General features: G+C 70.6%; 13 protein-coding genes. 3 read left to right on the forward strand and 10 right to left on the reverse strand.

All coding sequences use genetic code 11. The features are described from left to right. Positions 1-314: 314 nt before the first annotated feature. From ACWEF6_RS05465 to ACWEF6_RS05500, 8 genes are all read right to left on the reverse strand, one after another. A complete protein-coding gene (locus ACWEF6_RS05465; protein ID WP_449681784.1) occupies positions 315-566 on the reverse strand; it encodes an AMED_5909 family protein in 252 nt (83 codons plus the stop codon). Continuing rightward, positions 547-813, reverse strand: a complete 267-nt coding sequence (locus ACWEF6_RS05470; protein WP_449681785.1) for a hypothetical protein — start codon at positions 811-813, stop codon at positions 547-549. The genes ACWEF6_RS05465 and ACWEF6_RS05470 overlap by 20 nt, the downstream gene beginning before the upstream one ends. Before the next feature lie 246 nt (positions 814-1059). Beyond that, positions 1060-1506: a hypothetical protein gene (locus ACWEF6_RS05475; RefSeq protein ID WP_449681786.1), complete on the reverse strand. Its 447-nt coding sequence runs from the start codon at positions 1504-1506 to the stop codon at positions 1060-1062. A 35-nt stretch (positions 1507-1541) separates the two neighbouring features. Next, complete coding sequence (locus ACWEF6_RS05480) at positions 1542-1814, reverse strand: hypothetical protein (protein WP_449681787.1); 273 nt, start codon at positions 1812-1814, stop codon at positions 1542-1544. Positions 1815-1917: 103 nt separating this feature from the next. Then, a complete protein-coding gene (locus ACWEF6_RS05485) occupies positions 1918-2475 on the reverse strand; it encodes a flavoprotein (RefSeq protein WP_449681788.1) in 558 nt (185 codons plus the stop codon). A gap of 4 nt (positions 2476-2479) precedes the next feature. Next, the gene (locus tag ACWEF6_RS05490; RefSeq protein WP_449681789.1) at positions 2480-3715 is read right to left on the reverse strand and encodes a helix-turn-helix domain-containing protein; all 1236 of its coding nucleotides are present in this window, start codon (positions 3713-3715) and stop codon (positions 2480-2482) included. Positions 3716-3794: 79 nt separating this feature from the next. After that, a complete protein-coding gene (locus tag ACWEF6_RS05495) occupies positions 3795-4430 on the reverse strand; it encodes a hypothetical protein (protein ID WP_449681790.1) in 636 nt (211 codons plus the stop codon). Continuing rightward, positions 4427-4987 (reverse strand): hypothetical protein, encoded by a 561-nt coding sequence (locus ACWEF6_RS05500; protein ID WP_449681791.1) that lies wholly within the window; start codon positions 4985-4987, stop codon positions 4427-4429. The genes ACWEF6_RS05495 and ACWEF6_RS05500 overlap by 4 nt, the downstream gene beginning before the upstream one ends. Positions 4988-6101: 1114 nt before the next feature. Here ACWEF6_RS05500 and ACWEF6_RS05505 point away from each other — a divergent pair. From ACWEF6_RS05505 to ACWEF6_RS05515, 3 genes are all read left to right on the forward strand, one after another. Beyond that, the gene (locus tag ACWEF6_RS05505; RefSeq protein WP_449681792.1) at positions 6102-7568 is read left to right on the forward strand and encodes a multicopper oxidase family protein; all 1467 of its coding nucleotides are present in this window, start codon (positions 6102-6104) and stop codon (positions 7566-7568) included. 119 nt (positions 7569-7687) lie between these two features. Next, positions 7688-8455 (forward strand): ATP-binding protein, encoded by a 768-nt coding sequence (locus ACWEF6_RS05510; protein WP_449681793.1) that lies wholly within the window; start codon positions 7688-7690, stop codon positions 8453-8455. Beyond that, positions 8452-9549 (forward strand): ANTAR domain-containing protein, encoded by a 1098-nt coding sequence (locus tag ACWEF6_RS05515; RefSeq protein ID WP_449681794.1) that lies wholly within the window; start codon positions 8452-8454, stop codon positions 9547-9549. Before ACWEF6_RS05510 ends, ACWEF6_RS05515 begins: the two co-directional genes overlap by 4 nt. Positions 9550-9686: 137 nt before the next feature. Here ACWEF6_RS05515 and ACWEF6_RS05520 read toward each other — a convergent pair whose 3' ends face one another. Both ACWEF6_RS05520 and ACWEF6_RS05525 read right to left on the reverse strand, forming a co-directional pair. Beyond that, complete coding sequence (locus tag ACWEF6_RS05520; RefSeq protein ID WP_449681795.1) at positions 9687-16058, reverse strand: beta-ketoacyl synthase N-terminal-like domain-containing protein; 6372 nt, start codon at positions 16056-16058, stop codon at positions 9687-9689. 19 nt (positions 16059-16077) lie between these two features. Then, positions 16078-18207: a DUF6351 family protein gene (locus ACWEF6_RS05525; protein WP_449681796.1), complete on the reverse strand. Its 2130-nt coding sequence runs from the start codon at positions 18205-18207 to the stop codon at positions 16078-16080. Positions 18208-18428: the final 221 nt, after the last annotated feature.

Below are 18428 nucleotides of genomic sequence, written 5' to 3' on the forward strand. Positions count from 1 at the left end.
TCGAGGTCCAGCGGCAGCATCCCCAAACAGGGAGCACACTGGGTCTCGCCGGGCAACAGTTTCGCGAATCGTTTGCACGAGGCGCAGCGCGTTCGGGTGACCCCCGTTGACGCTCGCCCGTTGTCATCGTTTAGCGTTGTCATTGTTCACTTCCGCTGGTTGTGGACAGCGCAGGAGCGGCAAGGTTGGTAGCCAGGAACCGCTTCTGCGCCTTAACGGATCACACGCACCCGCAACAGGACGTGCTTCAGCGCCACACGTCATCGCGTGCGTTTTTCGCTTATACTGTTGACTTTTCCGTCGTCTACATGCGACTAGTGAGCAGGCTTGCCTTCCGCTTGAAGTTCCGCCGAGATCTCACCCGCCTGCCGTTCCTCGTATCCTGCCCAGTACAGCGCCTCGTGGTGATGACCCCGGTCGACGTCCGCAACAGCCTTATACAGCCGCGCGTTGCTGAGGCGGAACGCCAGCCACACTGACGGGTTTGCGTCGTTGGGTGGCCGGCGATCCATCACGACCTCGTGGGCATCCCGCAGCGTCTTCGGCTCACCCGTGCGCACCGTCACGCCTCCCCGCGCGGGCTTCCAACAGCGCCGCCAGTTCCTCGGCGTGGTCGCCGAGCCGGCGAAGGAACACCGCGCAGCCCGTCCACGCTGCCTGGTCCTCCGGCGGCACCAGCGTCACCACGCACAGCCCACCGGCCAGCACCAGGACCGGCGGCTGTGACGCGCCCGTCCCGGTCTCCTCCACCGTCACCTCGGTACCCGCGCCCACCGTCCAGCGCAGCCCCAGCCCGTCCCACGTCGCCGTCATGTCGTTCCCATTCCCGGGCCAGGTCGGCGAACCCCTCGGCCGCCGACTCCAGCGCCGCCACGCACCACCACGGCAACCCGCGCGATTGCGCGAGCTCGTGCCAAGCCCGGGAGACCCGCCGAGCAGCGTTCGCCGTGTTCGTCGCACTTACCGGCGACAGCACCGCACGGCCGTGCTCCCACGCGGCCATGTAGTCCCGATACGCCTGCTCCCACGCCTCGACCCGCTCGCGGAAGCCCATGCCTGTCACGCGGCCTTCGCCGTCTCACCGGACGCACCGGACCGAGACGGCTTGCTCGCGGCCTGCTTGAACCCGGTCGCCCGGAACACGTAGGACTGGTACTTGAACTCACCCTGCCCAGCAACGCGCGGCTCAGCCGTCAGGCCGTCCAGCTCGATCGGCCGCATCCCCGGCAACGCCTCCGACGTCGTCGGCACAGGCTGGACGTCGGCGAGAAGGGTGATCTCGAACGAGGCCCGCTTCGCGCGTGTCTCGGCCGGGTCAGTGACCATCACCTTCCACTGCCGCTTACCCGTCACCTCGTCGACCCGCTGCCGCACCGGGCGATTGGCGGCCCGGTCCTCCCGCGACTGGTACTCGTTGTCCGGCGACACTTCGCCCACCATCACCAGGCCCAGCGTGAACGCGTCGTCAAAGTCGATGCCGAACCGGTGTCCCTTGTCGATAGCCATGCTGAATTCCCTTTGCTCGTATGGGTTTCTGGCGCTCAGTCGCGCTCTTCCGACCACTGGTCGCCGAGAGGAGAGGAGTAGGTGCGCGTGCGGTTCTGCGTCTCGCACCACTCGCCGAACTCGGTCGCGGCCACGGCGAGGCTCCGCGCGAAGCGCGCGGTGTCCATCAGGCCACCGATCCGAGCCGGTACCTGGATCATGATCGCGGTTTCATCGCCCCCGGCCACCAGCTGGCGGACTCCCGGGGAAGGCGATACGACGGCAGCGCCGTATCCGACGAGGGGCTGAATCACCACGTGAATGCCCATGTGCTCTCCCGATGTCTCGGCTTCCGCGCGTCCGATTGGGCGCGCTGTTATCAGGAGACGCCCGGGTGGGAGAGATCACCCGGACAAATTGTCCGGGTCGGTTCTAGCGGTCGGCCGGAACGGCCTTCTCGATCGCGTCCAGCAAGGCTGACCAGGGCAGATCCCGGCCAGGAGCGGACCGCGGTTCGTGCAGCGGCCAGACGTCGTCACCGTAGAGCAGGTCCACGCCGACGCGTCGCAGGTTCTCGATGTGCATGGTCCACAACGGTTGACGTGCGTGGGCCGCGTTGACGCGCGGGAACACGATCACCGGCACGTTGAGCGTCCCGATTGCCTCGTTGACCTGCGTCAATGCCTGGTTGTCGGCGATGCCGAGAGACATCTTCGCGACGAAGTTCGCCGAGGCCGGCGCCACCAGGTAGCAGCTTGGCGGGCGGTGTGGACTTTTCTGCGACGGCGAGCGCGGCTCGACCCGCACCGGGTAACCGGTGGCCTGCTCGATCTCGTCGAGCTGCCCGGTCTCGGCCAGCCAGCGGCCAGCGGTGGGCGTCAGAGTGACCGCGACCGTCCAGCCCGCGTCCTGTGCAGGCTTGATCAGGCGCGGAAGCAGCTCTTCGACCCCGCCAGCCCCAGATGCGACCAGCCCAAGAACTCGCGACATGCGACTACCTCACCGCGCCGCAGCGCTCAGCCAGCGCGAGCAGCGCCGAGGACTTGCCCGCCGTCGCCGGGGCACGCCGGTACATCGACCGCACGACCTCCCGCACCATGGTGTTGTGCCGGACGATCGTGGGCGACTTCTGCTCAGCCTCCAGGAGGACTTGAAGCGCGTCGTCGTCCTTCGCGAGCAGGCTCAGCGCGCGGGCGAAGTCGATCAGGTGCGTGACCTGGCGTTCCACGGGCAAGTGGCCGACGTTGACACGCGGCGCGGTCTCGATCACCTGGCTCACGTCTCCGAGATCTAGGGCAGCCGACAGCCGGTGGAGTTCCACGTTGGCCGGCCCGAACCCGGTCTGCCAGTAGTTCGCGTCCACGCCCAGCTGGTCAGCGGCAGTTTTCGCGTGCCCAAGGAGGTCGTTCGCCGTGGTCCGGTCCTGGTGTCGCGCCGCCGCGACAGCAGTACGGAGGTAGAGCATCCCGTAAAGGCTCAGCGCGGCCGGATCGCCCTCGGCCATCCTCGGCAGCAGCCACTTCGCCGCGACGTCGCCCAGCTCAAGCGCGTCGTCGAACCGGCCTACGGCCAGGAGTGCATGCGTGCCGGAGCGGGCGGCCGAGGCCAGAACTAGCGGATCATCGGAGTCGTCCGCCGCCTGCATCGCACGTTCGGCCGCGATCCAGGCGAGGTCAGCCTCACCGATCTTGCTCAGCGTGGTCGCGGCCAGGTGGTGCACTCGCGCCGAGATGGCCGCGCAGGCCCGCTTGTACCCGGCATCGTCGGCCGAGGCTGCTTCCATCGCCTGCGTGGTCTTGATCAGCCCAGGCAGCGCGGTGACGACCCGTCCCAGGTCGCCCTTCTGGTAGCTCGACCATGCACCTTCCACCAGTTGCCGAACAGGCTGCGGGTCGATGTACTCGGGCGACATGGCGGAGGAGAACAGCGTCCGCGACAACCGACGGGGAGCCATCAACGCGTCCCGGATCGCCGGGACGTCATCATGCTTGTCCTGCTCCTCCATCAGCACGGGCTCGCCGAGCAGGTCACCCAGCGTCACCCGCAACGCCCGCGCGAGGTCAGCCAGGACATCCAGTCTGCGGATGTCCCGCTCACCGCGCTCAATCTTGCTCAACCAGTCCTCGGTACGGCCCACCAGGTCAGCAAGAACTGCCTGCGACAGCCCACGCCGCCGCCGGTAGAACGCGATCCGCTCACCGATGCTGAGCTGGTCACCCGCGCCACGCATGATCTTAGGTTAACAGGCCGCCTCCAGGCCTCGACTGCAAACAGCACTGGATACTGATTCCATCACACTGGCCCCACCATCAGCCGGCCTGGCGCATTAGCCTCTCAATGAACCTTCTACCTTGATTATCAAGAACATGCTGAAGTATTGCTTTTTTAGCCTTCTCCTCTCCCTCAACACTGGCAGCTCTTGCGTCATCCTCGATAACCTTCAGAATTCTAATTTTTGTCTTTGTTTCCAGCTTTTCGAGACCTTCAATATATCCTGTTGCATCTTCTTTCAAACGCTCGATCGGATACCGCGAAAGAACGGGCGTAACTTGTCGACTAAACCAAAGCGTTTGCTCAATCGAACTAATTTGATCAATTGAGTCATCTAGCCATTTTGTGTAATATTTGAAGACCTCTGCGGGTCCAAAATTCTTCGGCTCAACCTTGCTTGCCATTAAGGTAAGCTTCGCACGTATGAAACCAGGGCCTATGACCGCAGCTAGAAGCAGTTGCATTATCGGCTCCTGCGTAAGCTGGAAGTTCGGATACGCTTTTGCGATCAACGGGAATGCCAGGATTGCCATCAACGCATCCAGAGAAATCTTGCCAGCGATATAGTGAAAAGCCTTCAAAGAAAGGCGTTTTCGATGCGAAGCTGCAAGTTCCGCATAGGACAGAAGGGAGGCCAGCACTGCGGCCAATGCAAGAGCTAGACCAGTGCTCACGACTCCTCCCCCGGAAGCTCAATCCTATACTTCTTTGCGAATAATCGCTCTCCAGTCTTCTCTTCTACTTCACTTTTTACGATTCCCTCTTCGATCAAAGACCGCAAAGCGGTTTCGCTCTCGTCAAGCGTAACAATTGCAAGACTGGCAATCTGCTGAATAGAAAGCTTTACGCCCTTAGGCATGGCATTCAGTATTTCAACCTGGGCGGCCGTGAGAAGATGCAGGTTTCCCGATCTCTCATCATCCGTTTCACGTCGCCAAACAATCGCCGGGGTGTAGTAAACCAAATGCTTGCCGTCCGGCTCTTCTGAGACTACTTTTTCTATTCGAGCAAGTGGCGCATTCTTTTCGCGCTCCTTTGAACGCCTTCCAGCAGTTGCCGAAATGAAGGCAACGACGAGGCCGACCAAAGCCGCAAGGATACTACTTACAGAGGCAATTTTGTCGGCATCAGCAAACGAAAAAAGCTGAAGTAAAACGGCGACGGTTACAACAGCACTACTAAGAAAAGCGGCGACAATGAAGATCCATCGTCGCTTCCTGCCGTCTGTCACTTGCCAACTCCTCAAATTACCGCTTGCCGAACTTGGCTCTATTGGATCAAGGGCGCGCCGCCGCTGGCGGCGCGCGTGTCGCCTACGTAACCCCTCGCCTGGGCGACCGCATCCGCTTCCGACACGGCGGGCTGCCGCTCCGCTTCGCCCGCCGGCCGGGCGGTGCGGCCGCCAGCGGGTCACCTGGCGCAGCGCCGCGCGGCGGCGGCACACGAGTCCCCTGAGCCATCGGCCTCCTCGGCGAGCTACGAGCGGTGGTGACAATCGGGTCGCTTGGGAGTCGATCTCTGTTACGCACCGTCGTTGGGAACCTCCATCCCGACGCCTGATCGTGACAACGGCCGGTAGCACCGCGTCAAGACGATGAAGCGTGTCTTGACCCGGCACCACCGGCCGCGTGGAGGCTTCGTATCGGGATGCAGGGCAGGGTGTGGCGGGGTCCGCCAAGCCGTCTCCAGGCCGTCAGAGGTCAGGAAGAGGCAAGCACCCGCGAGAACTGATGACAGACAAAACCGCTGCTCAGCGTACCTATAAGGCACCCAAGCCCAGGTCAAGCAGACGCCCGGAGCAGATCACTTCGATCTGGTCGCTCAGGCCAGCCGTGGGGACCACCAGGGGACCACACGTCGTGCGCGCCGGTGAACGACCAGGCATTTCTGACACGCCAGTTGATCACGCGCACGGACCCTGAGCTGCGAAAACCTCGACTCCCCCGTCCTGGGGGTCAAGGGGTCGCAGGTTCAAATCCTGTCAGCCCGACGGACACACTTGCAGGGCCCGTGAGCGGCACCACCGCCGCTCACGGGCCCTTTGTGTTGTCGCCCGCCCGGATACCGGATCAGGTCCCGAGTTGACATTCATCCGTTTTGCCTGTTTGCATGAATTACCCTTTTCGACGATCATCAGGCGTGGTAGGTCCACCCGCCGTACCGGGTCGGTGACGGATCGCACTGGTGGAAAATCACTATTCCTTCTTTGGGGTTACCCGCTCCCGCTTTGAAGAATTTCGCATTTCCGGAGATGTCCGCCCACTCGCCGGCGGGCAGAGTATCGCTGCGGGGAGTGGCGCCGGAATCGGTGCCGGAAACAAACAATGAGCTCCGAGGAGCGGGTGATGTTGAACCGAAGACGACTGCTGGGGTGGGCGACGGCCGGGGGCGTGGTGGGCGGGGCGGCGCTGCTGCCTTCCGTGCTGACCCGGGAACCTTCGCCCGGCGGGGCGGACCACACCGGGCACGCCCCGGCCGACGGTGCCGCGGCCGGCGGGGGCCGTCCGGCGGCGGGGCTGGGGGCTTTGTTCTCGCAACGCTTGCCGATACCGCAGCAGCTGACGCCGGTGCGCCGCCGCGACGGCGTCGACGTCTACAAGATCCCGATCAAGACGGCCCAGCACGCGTTCCAGCCCGGCAAGCCGACGACGGTGCGCTCGTTCGGCGGCCTGTTCGTCGGGCCCACCATCCGCGCCAAGACCGGCACGCCGGTGGAGGTGACCTTCACCAACCAGCTGGACGTGCCGTCCAATGTCCACCTGCACGGCGGGCACAACGCCCATGCCGACGACGGCTACCCGATGGACGTGCTCAACCCCGGGCAGAGCCGGACCTACCACTACCCGAACCGCCAGCAGGGCGCGACGCTCTGGTACCACGACCACGCCCACCACCTCGAGGCCGAGAACGTCTACCGGGGACTGCACGGCCTCTACATCATCGACGACGACGCGGAACGCGGCCTGAACCTGCCTTCGGGGCAGTACGACGTGCCGCTCATGATCCGCGACATCCAGCTCGACGCCAACGGCGCCATGGTCTACCCGAACTTCCCGCCGGACCGCACCACCACCCTCGTCAACGGCGTCGAGACCCCCTACTTCCAGGTCGCGGCCCGCAAGTACCGGTTCCGGCTGCTCAACAGCGCCAACGATCGGCAGTTCCGGCTCACCCTGGGCGGCCTCCAGATGACGCAGATCGGCTCCGACGGCGGGTTGCTGCCGGCGCCGGTGCAGCGGACGGAGATCCTGCTCGGGTCCGCGGAACGCGCGGACATCGTGGTCGACTTCTCGCGCGTGCCCCTAGGTTCGCACCTGGTGCTCCAGGACATCTACGGCCCGGTGATGCGGTTCGACGTGACGCGCCTCGCGGTCGACACCAGCCGCGTGCCCGCCGTCCTGCGGCCGCTGCCCGCGCTGGCCCCGGCGACCGTCCAGCGGGAAATCACCCTGCGGTTCGACGACACGGGCACCGTCGGTCTGGTCAACGACCAGGCCTACGACCCCAACCGGGTGGACCTGAAGGTCAAGCGCGGCGCGACCGAGATCTGGACCGTCCGCAACACCGACACCGTCCGGGGTATACCCCACTCGTTCCACCTTCACCTCGAGCAGTTCCGCGTGCTCGACCGCAACGGCGGGCCGCCGGCACCAGACGACGCGGGCCGCAAGGACACGGTGAACCTCGATCCGGGCGAGTGGATCCGGGTGCAGACCACCTTCACCGACTACGTCGGCCGGTACGTCTACCACTGCCACTTCCTGGAACACTCGAGCATCGGCATGATGGCGGAAATGGAGATCGTGCCCTGACGGACGGTGCCGCGGGGCGGGCAGCGGGTCCGCCCGGCGGTGCACGTTTGCCCACCCGCAGGTGGGGTAGTCATCCTTTTTGGCTTGTCCCGGCCGGCGGATGACGGAGGTGGGAGCTGGTGGCGGAGGTGCACCTCGAATCGGTGTTCCAGGCCGATTGCACGGTGGTGACCGCCACCGGGGCGCTTACCCCGGCGAGCGCGTCCGGCCTGCGCGACGGCGTGCTCAAGGTCGCCACGGACGCCCCCGGCTGCGTGATCGCCGACATCCGCGGCCTCGCCGTCGAGCACGACCGCCTGTTCAGCCTGTTCTCGGTGATCGCCACGCGGATCGGTGACTGGCCGGGCGTGTCGTTCGCGGTGGTGACCGACCGGGCCGACCACCTCGCCGGCCTGCATGCCCGCTCGATCGACGAGTTCGTCGCCGTGCACCCGGACGTGGCCGGCGCCGAGCGGGCGGGCGACCGGGCTCCCCGCCAGCGGGCCGTGCGGGAATTCCCGCCGTCGACGTTCGCCTCGACCATGGCGCGGCGGTTCGTCAACGAGGTCTGCACCCGGTGGACGGTGCCGGAGTTCGCCGGCGACGCCCAGATCGTCGCGACCGAACTGGTCGAGAACACCGTCGTGCACACGGCATCGGCGGCCCGGCTGCGGCTGGAGCTGCGCCGCGAGCTGTTCCGGGTGGCCGTCGCCGACGACGACCCGCGGCCGGCGGTGCTGCACGAACGTTCGACGCTGACCGAACCCGGCCTGGGGCTGCAGGTGGTCGCGCAGACGGCGAGACGCTGGGGCTGCAGCCGCTCCTGGCTGGGTGGCAAGGTCGTCTGGGCGGTCCTGGACCGGCGGCCCCGGGCCCGGAAACCGGTTCCGTGGAGGGCGGGATCATGAGCGGTGCCATCGAAGTCGTGCCGGTGACCGCCGAGCAGGCCTTCGTGCTGCGGCTGACCGGGACGCTGAACTCGGGCACGGCGGAGGTCGCGTCGGGCAAACTGACCGACGCCACCGTGGTGCTGCCCCCGCCGTCGCTGATCGTGCTGGACCTGCGGGACCTGGAACTGCTGTCGGCCGCCGGCGCGCGGGTCCTCGTGTCCTTCGCCCTCGAGCGGGCCGGCCACGGCGTCCGGACCGCGGTGCTGCTCGACCCGGCCAGTGTGAACGCCCGCATCCTGCGCACCGCGGCACCCGCGGACACGCTGCCCCTGCACACGAGTGTGGACGAGGCGATCACCGCGGCGCTTCCCGAGCACCCCGAGGTCGAGCGGCTCGGCGACCAGCTCGCCGCGCTGACCCGCGTCCTGCTGGACGCCCGGAGCGTCGGCCAGGCGCTGTCCCAGGTCGTGGCGGCCACCACCGTGGTCGTCCCGCACGCACGGCTGGTCAGCATCACCCTGTGTGACCCGGGTGGGCGGTTCTTCACCCCGATCGAGGCGCCCGAAGTCGCCATCGACCTCGATGACGTGCAGTACCGCACCGGGGAGGGCCCGTGCCTCGACGCGGCCACCCCGGACGGCCCCGCCTTCGCGCTCGAACAGGACCTGGCCCGCACGACGTCGTGGCCGCAGTTCGCGGCCGTGGCCACCGCACACGGCCTCGGCGCGGTGCTCTCGACCGCGCTCCTGCCTCCGTCCGGCCCGGCCGCCGTGAGCGGCGCGCTCAACATCTACGCCCACCGCGGGGGCATCACCGACGCCGACCGCCACCGCGCCCTGCTGCTGGCCACGCACGCTTCCCTGGCCTTGCAGCACGCACGCAGCATCGAGGTCGCCGAACTGGAACGGGCCAGCCTGCGGCGGGCCATCGCCTCCCGGGACGTCATCGGGCAGGCGAAGGGCATCCTGATGGCCCGGCAGGGCCTCGACGCCGACGCGGCGTTCGACCTGCTGCGGCGCACCTCGCAGCAGCTCAACGTCAAGCTGGCCGACATCGCGGCCGGCCTGGTCGGCAACCATTCCGCGCTGTCGGCCGAAGACCGGCGCCCTTGACGATCGGCCGGCGCGGGAAACTCGCGCGCCCGGTGACGGCCATGGTGCTCACCGGGAGAACGGAGCCGAGAGGTCGGCGGCCGGAAGATCACGCCGCCGCCGCATTCGTCGGTGATTCCCGGCGAGCGCGACCGGTGTCACGTCCGCGCTCCTTCCGCCGGGACCCGGGCATCCAGCAGGTACCGCGCCAGCTCGGCGACGGTCGGCCGGTCGAAGACGACCGTGGCCGGCAAGTCCAGGCCCGACAATTCCGTGAGGCGGGTGCGCAGCTCGATCACGGTGAGCGAATCGAACCCGAGCTCCGGGAACGGGCGGTCGTCGGCGATCACGGCGGCGTCCGGGTGGCCCAGGACCGCCGCGACCTCCGCGCGCAGCAGGTCGCGCAACTCCGGCTCGGCCGGGTTCGCCGGCCAGCTCGACCGCACCGGCGCCGGGCGGGCGGCCGCACCGCCGGTGAGCGGGGCCAGTGGCGCCGACGGGTCGAAGCGGACCGGGACCAGCACGGGTTCGGGCGAGCCGAGGGCCGCGTCGAACAGGGCCAGGCCCTGCTCGGCGGTCAATCCTTCGACGCCGGACGCCTGGATGCGCCGCCGGGCCGTGGCCGAGATGCGGTCGCCGAGGCCGGTGCCCAGCTCCCACAGCCCCCACGCCAGGGACAACGCCAGGCGCCCGGCCGCGTGCCGGCGGCAGGCCAGGGCGTCCAGCGTCCGGTTCGCCGCCGCGTAGTTGGCCTGGCCCGCCTTGCCGAACACGCCGGCGACCGAGGAGAACAGGACGAACGCCGTCAGCGGCAGGTCGCGGGTCACCTCGTCGAGGACCAGGGCCGCGTCCGCCTTGGGGCGCAGCACGACGTCGAGGCGCTCCGGGGTCTGGGCCGCCAGTACCCCGTCGTCGACCACGGCCGCGCTGTGCACCACCGCCGTCAACGGCGGCTCGCAGCCGGCGACCAGGCCGGCCACGGTCGCGCGGTCCGCGACGTCGGCCGCGACGATCCGGACCTGCGCGCCGAGGTCCCGCAGGGACGCGAGCAGTTCCGAGGCGCCGGGCGCCTCCGGCCCGCGACGGCTCACCAGCAGGAGGTGCCGGACGTCGTGCGCGACCACCAGGTGCCGGGCCAGCAGCGCGCCGAGCGCGCCCGTCCCGCCGGTGATCAGCACCGTCCCGGCCGGGTCGATCGGCCGCGCCGGGGCCGGGGCGGCGCGGGTGATGCGCAGGACGTGCGGCACGCCGTCGCGGAGGGCGATCTGCGGTTCCGCGCTGCCGCCCACGAGGTCGGCCACCCGCGTCACCGGGAACCCCGGCTCGAGGTCGACCAGGCCGATCCGGCCCGGGTGTTCCGCCGCGGCCGCGCAGCCCAGTCCCCAGGCCGCCGCGGCGGCCGGGTCGGGATCGGGACCGGTCGCGTTGCGGGTGACCAGCAGCAACCGGTCGCCGCTGCCCTGCCAGTCGTGGAGCACCGACAGGGCGTGTCCGGCCGCCGCCCGCACGTCACCCGGTGTCCCGGCGATTTCGACGGTCCGGACCGGTTCCGTCGCCGCCGCCGGCGGGATCGGAATCCACTGTGGACGGTAGAGCATCGTGTCGGGGGCCGCCATCGGCCGGGTCGTCAGCGATTCGATCCCGGCCGCCGGGTTCCCGGCTTCGTCGTACAGCGTGACGCGGACGGAGCCGGCGCCGAGACGGACGCCGTGCACCCGGGCTCGGCGAATGCCCGGCGCGTAGACCTCGACACCGTTCCAGAGGAACGGCACCCGCTGCTCGGCCGCCGGTCCCTCGGCCAGCGCGGTCGCGTGCACGGCCGCGTCCAGCAGGACCGGGTGCAGCTCGAACCGGCCCCCGACGCCCGGCGGCACCTCGACCTCGGCGAAGAACTCCGCATCGCGCAGCCACAACCGGTGCACCGCTTGGAAGGCGGGCCCGTAGGCGTGCGCGCGGTAGGCCTCGGCGACGTCGGCTTCCGCGGCCCCGGCCGGTGGCCACGGCCCGCTCCAGGCGGGCGGGAGCGGGCCGCGAGGGCGCAGCTTCCCGCCGGCGTGCTTCCGCCACTGCTTGCCGTCGCGGGCCCGGGCGTAGACGTCGATCCTCGGCTCGTCCACGACGACCTGGACGTGGACGTCCTCGGTGTCCAGGCGCAGCGGGGCTTCGATGGTGAGTTCCTCGACGCCCGCGCCGCCGGCGTGCAGGGCCAGCTCAGCGAACACCGTCCCGGGCACCAGCACGGATCCGCCGACGACGTGGTCGGCGAGCCACCGGTGGCGGCGGACGCCGAGCGAGCCGCCGTGCACGACCCGCGGCGAGTCGGGCGCCTCCAGCGCCGGGCCGAGCACCGCGTGGTCACCGCTGTCCTGCTCCGGGGACGGCTGGTCCAGCCAGTACCGCGTGCGCTTGAACGGGTAGGTGGGCAGCGGGGTGATCCGCGCGCCCGAGCCGGCGAACACCGCGGGCCAGTCCACGCGGACACCCGCGGTGTGCACCACGCCCGCCGCGGCCAGCACCCCGGTGCCCGACATCGTCGCCGGCGCCAGCGGCAGGACGTCCGCGGCCAGGCGGCCGAGCGTCGGCGCCGGCCCGATCTCGAGGCCGGCGGCCGGCCCGGGGGCCGCCGCCGTGGCGAGCGCGTCGGCGAACCGCACGGTCGAACGGGCGTGCCGGCGCCAGTGGCCGGGCTCGATCTCCTCGACCGGTTCCCCGGTCACGCACGAGACGAGCGGGAGGGCCGGGCGGCGGTGCGGCAGCCCGGCCGCGACCTCGTGGAACTCCGCCAGCATCGGTTCCAGCAACGGCGAATGGAAGGCGTGGCTGACGCGCAGCCGCGTCCCGCCACCGAAGCGATCGGCGAGCGCCGTCGTCGCGGCTCTTTCCCCGGAGAGCACCACCGAACGCGGGCCGTTGACGGCGGCGATGGCAACGGTGTCGCCCACGAAGGGCGCCACGTCGGCTTCGGTGGCCTCGACGGCGATCATCACCCCGTCGCCGGGCAGCGCGGCCATGAGCCGGCCGCGCGCCGCCACGAGCGTCGCCGCGTCCGCCAGCGACAGCACTCCGGCGACGTGCGCGGCGGTGATCTCCCCGATCGAATGGCCCAGCAGGACATCGGGGCGCAGTCCCCACGATTCGAACAAGCGGTACTGCGCGACGCCGAAGGCGAACAGCGCGGCCTGCGCGTGATCGGTGCGGTCCAGGGCTTCTCCGGTGAAGGCGATGTCGACGTTCAGGGCGTCGCACGCCTCGGCGAAGGCGTCGGCGAACACCGGGAACCGCCCGGCCAGCTCCCGGCCCATCCCGGCCCGCTGCGCGCCCTGCCCGCCGAACACGACGGCCAGCCGGGTTCCCGCCCGGACGGTCCGGCCGGGCACGCGCCCGTCGGCGACGGCACGCAAGGCCTCCCGGTTCGCCGCGGGCACCAGTACACGGTGGGCAAGGGGGGTCCGCCGGGCGAGGGTGTAGGCGACGTCGACGGTGTCGGGCGCGTCGGCCAGACCGGCCGCAACGAGCCGGAGTGCGTCGGGGTCCGCGGCGCTGAGCAGCCAGGGCGCCGCGGGAAACGGCCGGCGGGCGGGAGAATCCGGCGGCGGTGCCTCCTCGACGATCACGTGCGCGTTGGTGCCGCCGATGCCGAAGGCCGACACCCCCGCCCGGCGCACCCGGTCCGAACGCGGCCACGGCCGGGCCTCCGCCAGCAGCGCCACCCCGCCGGCCGACCAGTCGACGTGCGGGCTCGGCTCGTCCGCGTGCAGCGACGGCGGCAATTCCCCGTGCTGCAACGCCGTCACCATCTTGATCACGCCGGCGATCCCGGCCGCGGCCTGGGTGTGGCCGATGTTCGACTTCACCGAGCCGAGCCGGAGCGGCTCCCGGAGCGGATCCCGGCGCGGGGCACGCCCGTAGGCCGCGATCAGCGCGTCCGCCTCGATCGGGTCGCCCAGCGGCGTTCCCGTCCCGTGCCCTTCGACGGCGTCGACGTCCGCCGCGGTCAGCCCCGCGTCCGCGAGCGCCGCCGCGATCAGCGCCTGCTGGGCCCGGCCGCTGGGCGCGGTCAGGCCGTTCGACGCGCCGTCGGCGTTCACCGCGGTGCCGCGCAGCACGGCCAGCACCGGGTGCCCGTGCCGGCGGGCGTCGGACAGCCGTTCCAGCAGGACCACCCCGGCGCCCTCCGACCACGCCGTGCCGTCCGCTCCGGCCGCGTAGGACCGGCAGCGGCCGTCCGGGGAGAGGCCGCGCTGCCGGCTGAAGGCCAGGAACGTCCGCGGGGTGGCCATCACCGTGGCGCCGCCGGCAAGGGCGAGCGAACACTCCCCCTCGCGCAGCGCTTTCACGGCCAGGTGCAGGGCGACCAGCGAAGACGAGCAGGCCGTGTCGACGGTGAGCGTCGGCCCGGTGAGCCCGAAGGTGTAGGAGATCCGGCCCGAGGCCACCGCGTGCGAAGAGCCGATGCCCAGCCACGCCTCGAGTTCGTGGGCGGTGGTGAACCGGCTCGCGTAGTCCTCGTTCATCACGCCGACGAACACGCCGGTGTCGCTGCCGCGCAGCGCCGGGACGTCGAGACCGGCCCGCTCGAACGCCTCCCACGACGTCTCCAGGAGCACCCGGTGCTGCGGGTCGGTGGCCAGGGCCTCCCGCGGGGAGATGCCGAACATCCCGGGGTCGAAGTCCGCGAACCCGTCGAGGAACCCACCGCGGCGGGTCACCGAGTGGCCGATCCGGTCCGGGTCCGGGTCGTACAACCCGGCCACGTCCCAGCCGCGGTCGGCGGGGAACTCCCCGGTCGCGTCCACCCGGTCCGCCACCAGCCGCCACAGGTCCTCCGGCGAGCGCACCCCGCCGGGGAACCGGCAGGCCATGGCCACGACGGCGATCGGCTCCGCGGACGGCGGCGGGGCCGTCCGCACGGGTTCCTCGGGGCGGGCCGAGCCGAGCCGGGTCAGCTCGGCGATCACCGCGCCCGGCGTGGGGAAGTCGTAGATCAGCGAGTGCGGGACGGGCACGCCGGTCAGCGCGGTGATCCGGTGCCGGAACTGCACCCCCGCGAGGGAGGACAACCCGAGGTCGGTGAACGGCCGGTCCCGCCACCCGTCGCCGCCGTCGTGGCCGCAGAGGGCCGTCAGCTCGGCCCGCACCACCGCGGCGAGATCCGGCTGCTTCAGCGCGTTCCGCTTCGGTTTGCCCGACGCCGTCCGCGGGATCGCTTCGATTTCGAGGTAGGCCACCGGAACCTTGTGCAGCGACAGCCGGCTCAGGCAGAGGCGCCGCAGCTCCTCGGCGTCGAAGCCGCCGAGCCCGGCGACCACGAACGCCACCGGCACCTGCCCGACGACGTCGTCGGGGCGCCCGGTCACCAGGACCTCCCGCACCGACGGCGCTTCCTCCAGCACCGCTTCGATTTCGGTCGGGTGGACGTTCTGGCCGCCGCAGACGATCACGTCGTCGACCCGGCCGGCCAGCACCAGGCGGCCGTCTTCGAACCGGCCGGCGTCGCCGGTGCGGTACCAGCCGTCCTGCAGCGGCGATCCGGTTCGCCCGTGGTAGCCCAGCAGCAGTCCCGGGCCGCGGACGAGCACCTCCCCCGCGTCGATCCGGACGTCCATACCGGGTACTGGGACCAGTCCCGGTACCCCCGGTCGCTCCACCGCGACCTTGCCGCCCGTTTCGGTGCTCCCGTAGCCGTCGACGAGGGGCAGGCCGAACAGGTCCCGGACCGCGGCGCGGGTCGCCGGCGTGCACGGCGCTCCGCCGGTCAGGCACAGCCTCGGCGGGACGACCGGGCCGTCGGCCTCCTGGTGGAGCCGGTGGTAGGTGGCCGGCACCCCCGCGAGCACGCAGCCCGGGTACTCGGCGAGCAACTCCGGCGAGCAGCCGTCGGCGAGGCGGGTGTGGGCGCCGAGCGCGATCGTCGCGGTGAAGGCGAGCGAAAGGGCGTAGGCGTGGTGGAGCGGCAGCGGCCACACCACGGTGTCCGCGGCCTCGATCCCGAAGACGGGGACGTAGCAGGCGGCCGTCGACCACAGCATCGCCCGCTGCGAAAGGAGAACGCCTTTCGGCCGGCCGGTGGTGCCGGAGGTGTAGAGCAGCCAAGCCGGCTCGTCCAGCCCGAGGTCGTCGCGCGGCGGCCCCGCCTCCGCCGGTGGCGGGTCCTCGACGAAGAGCACCCGCAGCCCCAGCCGTTCCGCCGCCGGGGCGTGCCGTGCCTCGGTGATCAGGAGCGTCGCCCCCGAGTCGTCGGCCAGGCGGGCGAGCTCGGCCTCGGTCGACCGCGCGCTCACCGGCACCCCGATCGCCGCCGCCCGCAGCACCGCCAGCAGGGCGACGACGAACTCGACCCGGCTGCCGACGTGGATCAGCACGCGATCGCCCCGGGAGACGCCGAGCCCGGCGGCGAGCTCGGCACTGGCGCGGGCCAGCTCGCCGTGGGTCAGCGTCCGCCGCCCGTCGGAGTAGGCGGGGCGGTCCGCGGGGTGCGCGGACAACGACGTCAGCAGCGGCTGGATGAATTCGGTCCGGATTTCCTCCACCGCTTCGGGTATACCGCAATCACCGCGGCTGTGTCGGCGGGGTGGTGCCGGTCCGTTCGTCGCCGTAGCTCAGCCAGGTCCCGATCGGGGCGCGCTGCCCGACGCCGGGACGGCGGTAGTCGCAGACGCCGTCGGGGAACGCCGTCCGCAGCCGCTGCCGCTCCGCCGCGGTGAAGGTGACCGGGTAGTCGCGGAAGTCCACGGGCTTCAGCCGGCACTTCAGCACGTCGAGGGCCAGGCTCTCCCCCGCGACCATCCGGGTGTTGGCCGCGACCGGGTACTGCGCGCCGCACTGACCGCTCGCCGGGTAGGTCAGCTTCTCGGTGATCCGCGACGCGGGTGCCAGGTAGCAGCCGTCGCCGAGGTCGGCCGGGCGGTTCGCCAGCACCTTCTGCCGGCGGCTGCGGTGTGAGCCGTCGGCGTCGATCGCGGTGAGCCAGCGGTCCATGGCGTCGAGTTCGTAGGCGCTGGCGGCCGCCGCTTCGGCCGGGGTGGCGTGGTTTTCGATGATGACCTGGTTGCCCGCGGTGCCGTTGGCGCGCAGAAGCCGTTGCCGCAGCACGTAGGACCACTCGGTGGTGTGGATGTCGTTGCCGAACCCGGCGAAGTCGAGGTCGGTGCGCTGGTCGATGATCGGCGTCTCCCGCAGGCCTTGCGACGCGGAGTTCAGGATGTCCTCGGCGTACACCGTGGCCAGGGCCTTCGGGTCGGCCGCGATCCGTTGCGGCACCGGTGTTCCGGTGAAATCGAGGCCGCCGATGGCCGCGTTGAGGTCCACGAACTGGGCCGCGGTGATCGCGCCGGCCTTCAGCGCGTTCAGGCCGTACTGCACGCCGACGGTGTCCAGCGGGCTGCGCACGAACCCGGTCCGCGGATCCCGCCCGAGCTGGTTGACCAGCTGCTCATTCGAGTTGCACTTCACCCCGCGCGGGTTGGTGACCGGATCCCACCGCGCCGCGACCGGGATGGCCGCGTTGCAGCTGCCGATTGCCGTGGCGCGGCTGGCGAACGTCTTGTCCCAGGACACGCAGGTGTCGTAGCTGCCGAAGCCCGCGACGGCCTGCTTCTGCGCCGCGGTGAACGACGCGCCCGGCCCGGCGAAGTACCGCTCCAGCAGACGGCAGTCCGACACCGGGCCACCGGTGCTCAGCGGGTCCGGGAACGAGACGCCGGGGATGATGCCGTCGACGATCCCGGGGTAGTTCTCCGCGATGTCGTACTGCTGGATCGCCCCGCCCGAGCCGCCCCAGCCGATGGTGTGGGCGATCGGGCCGTAGGTCTCGGCGAAGTGCTCCTTGACCATCATCGCGGCCTCGGCCGAGATGATCGGGCTGCAGTTGTTGTCGAGCACGTTGAGCGTCGAGGACGCGACCGCGTAGCCCCGGGCCAGGAACAGGTCGTTGACCACCCCGCCGGTCGAAGTGCCCTGGTGGTAGCCCGCGTTGCAGCCGCCGCCGAAGGTGTAGACCAGCTTCCCGTTCCAGCCGGCCTCCGGCGCGACGGGCGACGGCGTGCCGTCGTACAGCGCCGCGATCTCGTAGACGGCGCGGTCGATCGTGCCCCGCTCGACGCGGACGACGTAGGGCAGCGTGTGCCCGCCGACCGTGGCCGTCGCGAGGTCCGCGGGCCGGGCCGCCGGGTCCGCGAGCGGCGCGAACGTCCCGGCGGTGGTCCGGTACTGGTAGCTGACCTGGGTCGGCGCGCTGCACAGCGGCTGCTGCGCCGCGGGGAGGCCGAACGCCTGGGTTTCGCAGTAGAACGGGAGCTGCTGCGCGCCGGAGAAGACGGGCCCGGTGCTCGGGTGGTCGGTGACGCGCAGGTTCGCCCGCCGGTCCCGCGTCCGGGCGCTGAGGTCGTTGCCGCCGGCGCGCAGGCCGGTGACCAGGCCGAGCAGGCTGCCGTCCGGCTGGGCGCGGAAGCTCGAGGTGACGTCGTGGCCGTTGAGGCTGACGGTGACCCGCTTGTCCGCCGGGGCCACCTTGACCAGCACCTGTCCCCCGCTGACGAGGGCGGGCCGCGGGTTCGACACGGTCTCGATCGTCAGCTGCCGCCCCGGCGGAGCGGCCACGGCGGTGGCGGCCCCCAGCAGGAGGACGGGCACGGTCAGGGCCGCGACCACGGCGGACGAACGCACAGCACGGTGTGCCACCAGACCCTCCGGTCGTTCGTGGCATCGCGTCGTCGCGACACCGGGCTGCTGCCCGGTATAGCACCTGCGGCCCGGCCGGAACAACGGCCGGCGGGGGGGGGGCGGCGCGCGGGGGGCGCGGCCGGCGGGCCGCGCCCGCCGGCGCCCCACCACAAGCACACTTCCCCCCCCGCTGGGTCCCCCCACCCCCCCGCCTGTGGGGAAGGGCCGAGGTTGTCCCC

The organism is Amycolatopsis sp. NPDC004772 (assembly GCF_053601215.1).